Origin of the sequence: Streptomyces sp. NPDC048590 (assembly GCF_043199535.1) — a bacterium.
Taxonomy (GTDB): Bacteria; Actinomycetota; Actinomycetes; order Streptomycetales; family Streptomycetaceae; genus Streptomyces.
On the sequence record NZ_JBICWC010000001.1, the window covers coordinates 1,022,422 to 1,028,506 of the forward strand.

The window sequence follows — 6,085 nt, forward strand, 5'->3', positions numbered from 1 at the left end:
ACACCCTCGCGACCCTGGGCTCCCCGCGCGAAACCCGGCCGCCCTGGGGACCGGGCGGGGGGGGCGACCCCTACCGGTTACCCCCGAGTCGTACGACTGCGGCGGTGCTCCCGGTCCCGGGAGCACCGCCGCTGTCGTACGCGGGGGCACGCTCAGGCGCGCGGCACGGCCTTGCCCGAGCTCGCGTCGACCACCTTCCGGCCGTCCAGCGGGGCGTCGAGCGTCACCGTGCGGGTCAGCTCCTTGGCGATCATGATGCAGGCCTTGCCCGGTTCGGGCTTCGACTCCGTGACCGTGACCCGCACCGTCGGGCCCTCTTCCGTGGCGGCGGCCGTGTAGGTGCTGCACGCCCCGCCCCAGAAGGTCACCTCCAGGGTCCGGCCGTCCGCGCTGTACGTGGTGATCCCGGTACCCCTGCCGCCCGGGTCCTCGGTGGGCGCCGGCGAGGGCCGGCCGCTCTCCTCCCGTACGTGCTCCGGGTCCACCGCGACCTGGGCGACGGTGTACGCCGGGCCGCCCCCCTCGGGCCGTACGGAGAAGAGCCAGGACGGCACGAGGACCTGCTCGCCCTCCGAGTGACGCGCGGTGAGCCCGAAGACGGCCTTCTCGACGGTCGCGGTGGCGGGAGGCGTCGCGCTCCCGGTGCCGCAGCTCCTCCCCGGCGGGGTCTCCCCGCCGTCCAGCGGTACGGGGGTCGCGCAGTCGCCGGTGGACTTCGGGACGCGCGGGCTCCGCTCGTTCAGCTGCTCCAGAGCCTCGTCGGCGCCCGTCACCGGATAGCTGTCGCCCTTCTCCAGAGCCTTCAGGTGTCCGTTGCCGCCGACGATCTCACCCCCCGCGCCGACCTGTACCCCGGTCGACCATCCGTACGTCGGCAGCCCGTCCACGACGGGGTCGGCGTTCACCACCCGGACGGAACCCATCAGCTGACGCGCGTCGAGCGCGGCGCCGTCCTGGCCCACGGCCTTCAGGACCGGGGTCGCGGCTGCCTTCGCCGTCCGCTCGTCCACCGGGGAGCCGGAGGCGGGCGCCCGGTCGGCACACGTCGGGCCGGGCTCGCACGTGTCGGAGCCGCCCGGGGCGTACCGGGCGAACGTCCAGGTCCCGGGTGCCTGCTTGACGACCCGCAGGACGGGCCCGGAACCGTCACCGCCGCTGCCCACCGTCCAGGACGTCCCCTCGCTGCGCGGGGTGCCCTGCACGCCCAGGGCCTCCGCCAGCCGTGTCACCTCGGCCGCGCTCACCGTGCCCGCCGCCCGGTGCACGGCGGCCTCGTCCGGACCGTCGGGCAGTTCTCCCCGGGTGCGGTAGACGATGCCGTCGCCGTGCGGATCCGGCTCACCGGGCGCGATGCCCTCCGTGGTGCCGCCGTCCGCCGGCATGTCGAGGGCGAGCAGGGAGGGTGAGCCGGACCCGGGGTCGGGCAGAAGGCCGGGGTCCGACTCTCCGGGGGTGTGCGACGCCCAGTAGGCCCCGCCGCCGCCCACCAGCAGCACTGCCGCCACCACCGAGGCCGCGACGAGCGGCGAACGCCGTCGGGTACGGGTCGCGTCGTTCTCGGGTCGTTCGGTGCTCACCGGATCGCTCCTTCGACTGCATGCCGCCACTGGCGGGTCGCCAGCTCCCCGAGCCGGGGCGCCGGTGGGACGGAGCGGAGGGGCGCGCGGTTCCCCCGGCGAGCGCGGGGGCCGCCCGATCCGGCCGGATCAGTCCCCGTAGTCGGACATGGCGTCGACCAGGCGGGCCGAGGCGGGCGGCACCGTGACCCCGTGGATACGGGAGGGCTCCACCCGCTTCGCCGTCGACCTCTCCGGTACGACCCAGTGCGGTGCCATGCGCGCGCAGTCTCCGCGCAGCTCGGCCAGGCTCATCTCGGACTCGCGGGGAGCGATGCTCTTCGACATAACGGCACCGTATGCACACCACCCCTCAGGTAGAAAGACCTACTATCGGGTAGTTTTGCCCCTTCGGTCGTGGCGGCGCCAGCGGGTAGCGTGAACTGTCACGCCGTCCCGGAGGACGCGCTCACGCGTTCCTTCGCCTTCCGCAGGAGCAGCCACCCCGTGCGCATCGCAGTCACCGGCTCCATCGCCACCGACCACCTCATGACCTTCCCCGGCCGATTCGCGGACCAGTTGGTCGCGGATCAGCTGCACACGGTCTCCCTCTCCTTCCTCGTCGACAACCTCGACGTGCGCCGCGGGGGAGTGGGCGCCAACATCGCCTACGGCATGGGAGTGCTCGGTACCCAGCCGATCCTCGTCGGCGCCGTCGGCGCGGACTTCGACGACTACCGGGCCTGGCTCGACCGCCACGGCGTCGACACCGGCTCGGTCAGGGTCTCCGAAGTGCTGCACACGGCACGCTTCGTCTGCACGACGGACTCCGACCACAACCAGATCGGTTCCTTCTACACCGGCGCCATGAGCGAGGCCCGGCTGATCGAGCTCAAGAGCGTCGCGGACCGCGTGGGCGGCCTCGACCTCGTCTCGATCGGCGCCGACGACCCCGAGGCGATGCTCCGCCACACCGAGGAGTGCCGCTCCCGCTCCATCCCCTTCGCCGCGGACTTCTCGCAGCAGATCGCCAGGATGGACGGCGAGGAGATCCGCATCCTCCTCGACGGCGCGACGTACCTCTTCTCCAACGAGTACGAGAAGGGGCTCATCGAGACCAAGACCGGCTGGAGCGACGAGGAGATCCTCTCCAAGGTCGGTCACCGCGTCACCACCCTCGGCGCCCGGGGTGTCCGCATCGAGCGGGCCGGACAGGACCCCATCGAGGTGGGCTGCGCGGAGGAGGAGCGCAAGGCCGACCCCACGGGCGTCGGTGACGCCTTCCGCGCGGGCTTCCTCTCCGGTCTCGCCTGGGGCGTGGGCCTGGAGCGCGCCGCCCAGGTCGGCTGCATGCTCGCGACCCTGGTCATCGAGACCGTCGGCACCCAGGAGTACACCCTGCGCCGCAGCTCGTTCATGGACCGCTTCACCAAGGCCTACGGGGACGAGGCGGCGTCCGAGGTCAGGAAGCACCTCTCCTAGGGCGTGACCGCGTGGTCCCGCCCTCCGCCCGGACGGCGGGACCACGCCGGCGCGACCCGGTCCGCGCCTGACCGCAGCCGCGCGGAGCGGGAGGGCTCACACGAGCCTGCGGACCACATAGGCCGACCCGTGGTCCGCGGGCTCCTCGCCGACGTACTCCTGTTCGCGCATCGCGCACCAGGCCGGGATGTCGAGCCGGGCGGCCTCGTCGTCCGAGAGCACCGTCACCGTGGAACCCACGGGTACCTCTCCGATCACCTTTGCGAGTTCGATCACCGGAATCGGGCAGCGCCGGCCGAGCGCGTCGACGACCAGTGAACCGCCGGCGGCGGGGGACGGGGCGGCCGGTGCGGGGGCGCCGAGCTTCTCCCGGACCTCTGCGACCACCCCCGGCAGTACGTCGAGGAAGGCGCTCACCTCCTCGTCCGTCGTCCCGGACGGGAGCGACACTCGGACGTTCCCCTCGGTGAGCACCCCCATCGCCTTGAGGACATGGCTGGGCGTCAGGGTGCTGCTGGTGCAGGACGATCCGGACGAAACGGAGAAACCCGCCAGGTCCAGTTCGTGGAGCAATGTCTCTCCGTCGACATAGAGACAGGAGAAGGTCACCAGGTGCGGCAGCCTGCGGACCGGATCCCCGACCACCTCCGTGTCGGGGACGAGCCCGCCCACCACCGCCCGGATCCGGTCCACCAACGCACCCAGCCTCGCGGCCTCCGCCGCCGCCTCCGCGCGTACCGCCCGCAGGGAGGCGGCCGCGGCCACGATCGCCGGGATGTTCTGGAAGCCGGCCGCCCGCCCGGACTCCCGCTCGTCGGACGGCCCCCGCGGGGCGAACCGGGTTCCCTTGCGTACGGCGAGCAGACCGACCCCGGCCGGGCCTCCCCACTTGTGGGCGCTCGCGGTCAGCAGCGACCAGCGCCCGGGAACCGGGCCCCAGCCCAGCGACTGCGCGGCGTCCACCAGCAGCGGCACTCCCGCGGCGGCGCAGACCTCGGCCGTCTCCGCCACCGGCTGTTCCGTCCCCACCTCGTGGTTGGCGGACTGGAGGCAGGCCAGCGCGGTGTCCGGGCGCAGCGCCCGGCCGAAGACCGAGGGGTCCACGGCGCCCGTCCGGTCCACCGGCACCTCGGTGTACGTGCCGCCTTCCGCTTCGAAGGCCGCGGCGGCGTGCAGCACCGAGGAGTGCTCGACGGCGGAGAGCGCCAGATGGCGGCCGACACGCCGACGCCCGGACAGTGCTCCGGAGATCCCGGAATGCACCGCGCCGGTGCCCGAGGAGGTGAAGACGAGCTCGTCGGGGCGGCAGCCGACCGCCTCGGCCGCGGTCTCCCTGGCCGCGTCCAGCAGCACGGCGGCCCGCCTGCCCTCGCGGTACAGCCGCCCCGGATCGGCCCAGCCCTCGTCCAGGGAGGCGAGCAGCGCCTGGCGGGCCACGGGGTGCAGGGGGGCGGAGGAGGCCGCGTCGAAGTAGGGCACCCCGCCACGCTAGCCCGCAGGGGGCGTGGCCAGGCGACCGGCCGTCTCCGTGGCGGGGATAGGGGGCGTCAGATGACGGCCGGAGGCGCGCATTCCATCCCTTCGGGGTGTCGCGCGGCGCGTTGGGCACCCTCCCCGCGCGACCCCAAATGGCGTCCAGTAGGGTTTGGTCCGCATAAACATCCAAACCCCTGCCCGCGACAGGGCCGGCGACCGACCACGTGAGACGGCCGCGCCGACCGTGCGGGCGAGACTCTCGGGAAGGCGCTACGTGAGTCCCAACGGCTCCGACCGCTCGTCGCGGCGCCCGATGCGGCGGAAGCTGCCGCAGGTGCTGACTGCGGGCCTGGTCCTGGCGACGGCCTCCGGTTGTTCATACAACTGGGAGGATTTCCCCCGCCTCGGTATGCCCACCCCGGTAACGGAAGAGGCCCCTCGGATCCTCTCCCTCTGGCAGGGCTCGTGGGCGGCAGCGCTCGCCACGGGTGTCCTCGTCTGGGGGCTGATCCTGTGGAGCGTCATCTTCCACCGGCGAAGCAGGACCAAGGTGGAGGTACCTCAGCAGACCAGGTACAACATGCCTATCGAGGCGCTGTACACAGTGGTCCCCCTCATCATCGTCTCGGTGTTCTTCTACTTCACCGCGCGCGATGAATCGAAGCTCCTCGAGCTCACGCCGAAGCCCGCCCACACCATCAACGTGGTCGGCTACCAGTGGAGCTGGGGCTTCAACTACATCGAGAACGTGGAGGGCGAGCCCTCCACCGGCAGCGAGGTCCCCGAGGAGCTCGACGCCATCCCCGACAAGTTCCGCAAGGACTTCCCCGCGAACGCCAACGGCGTCTACGACGTGGGTGTCCCCGGGACGCGTAACCCGCAGAACGGCAACCCGGGACCGACCCTGTGGCTGCCGAAGGGCGAGAAGGTCCGTTTCATCCTGACTTCGCGTGACGTGATCCACTCCTTCTGGGTGGTGCCGTTCCTCATGAAGCAGGACGTCATTCCGGGCCACACCAACTCCTTCGAGGTCACGCCGAAGAAGGAGGGCACGTACATGGGTAAGTGCGCCGAGCTCTGCGGCGTCGACCACTCCCGGATGCTCTTCAACGTCAAGATCGTCTCTCCCGAGCGGTACCAGCAGCACCTCAAGGAGCTGGCTGAGAAGGGTCAGACGGGCTACGTGCCGGCAGGCATCGAGCAGACGGACCCGGCCAGGAATGCGGAGACGAACAAACTGTGAGCATCCTCAACGAATCCCAGGGTGCCGCGGCAGCAGACGACTCGTTCGAGGACGAGCTGCCGGTGCGGCGCAACCAGCCGGGTGCTGTCGTCGTCAAGTGGCTGACCACCACTGACCACAAGACGATCGGCACGATGTACCTGGTCACATCGTTCGCCTTCTTCTGCATCGGTGGTCTGCTGGCGCTCTTCATGCGCGCCGAGCTGGCCCGCCCGGGTACGCAGATCATGTCGAACGAGCAGTTCAACCAGGCGTTCACGATGCACGGCACGATCATGCTGCTGATGTTCGCGACGCCGCTGTTCGCAGGGTTCGCGAACTGGATCAT

General features: G+C 71.4%; 6 protein-coding genes. 3 read left to right on the top strand and 3 right to left on the bottom strand.

All coding sequences use genetic code 11. The features are described 5' to 3' along the window. Positions 1 to 152: 152 nt before the first annotated feature. Entirely contained in the window at positions 153 to 1,577 is a 1,425-nt protein-coding gene (locus ACGFNN_RS04435; RefSeq protein WP_393552851.1) for a hypothetical protein, read from the bottom strand. Positions 1,578 to 1,706: 129 nt separating this feature from the next. Beyond that, the gene (locus ACGFNN_RS04440; RefSeq protein ID WP_362547377.1) at positions 1,707 to 1,904 is read right to left on the bottom strand and encodes a hypothetical protein; all 198 of its coding nucleotides are present in this window, start codon (positions 1,902 to 1,904) and stop codon (positions 1,707 to 1,709) included. Between the two features lie 159 nt (positions 1,905 to 2,063). Between ACGFNN_RS04440 and ACGFNN_RS04445 the strand changes: the two genes are divergently transcribed. Then, positions 2,064 to 3,038 carry a carbohydrate kinase family protein gene (locus ACGFNN_RS04445; protein WP_362675293.1) on the top strand — a complete coding sequence of 325 codons (975 nt, stop codon included), beginning with the start codon at positions 2,064 to 2,066 and terminating at the stop codon, positions 3,036 to 3,038. A 96-nt stretch (positions 3,039 to 3,134) separates the two neighbouring features. Here the strand turns inward: ACGFNN_RS04445 and ACGFNN_RS04450 are convergent, their stop codons facing one another. After that, positions 3,135 to 4,517: a cysteine desulfurase/sulfurtransferase TusA family protein gene (locus ACGFNN_RS04450; protein WP_393552854.1), complete on the bottom strand. Its 1,383-nt coding sequence runs from the start codon at positions 4,515 to 4,517 to the stop codon at positions 3,135 to 3,137. Positions 4,518 to 4,788: 271 nt separating this feature from the next. Here ACGFNN_RS04450 and coxB point away from each other — a divergent pair, with 271 nt between their 5' ends. Both coxB and ACGFNN_RS04460 read left to right on the top strand, forming a co-directional pair. Further along, on the top strand, positions 4,789 to 5,757 hold the full coding sequence (coxB, locus tag ACGFNN_RS04455) for a cytochrome c oxidase subunit II (RefSeq protein WP_362547386.1): 969 nt from the start codon (positions 4,789 to 4,791) through the stop codon (positions 5,755 to 5,757). Continuing rightward, the coding region (locus tag ACGFNN_RS04460; RefSeq protein WP_393552857.1) for a cbb3-type cytochrome c oxidase subunit I at positions 5,754 to 6,085 on the top strand (332 nt) is incomplete at its 3' end. The genes coxB and ACGFNN_RS04460, both read left to right, overlap by 4 nt.

Bases quoted from the DNA above. Each gene is read 5' to 3' on its own strand.
- ACGFNN_RS04440 (WP_362547377.1), bottom strand. From the start codon at position 1,904: ATGTCGAAGAGCATCGCTCCCCGCGAGTCCGAGATGAGCCTGGCCGAG.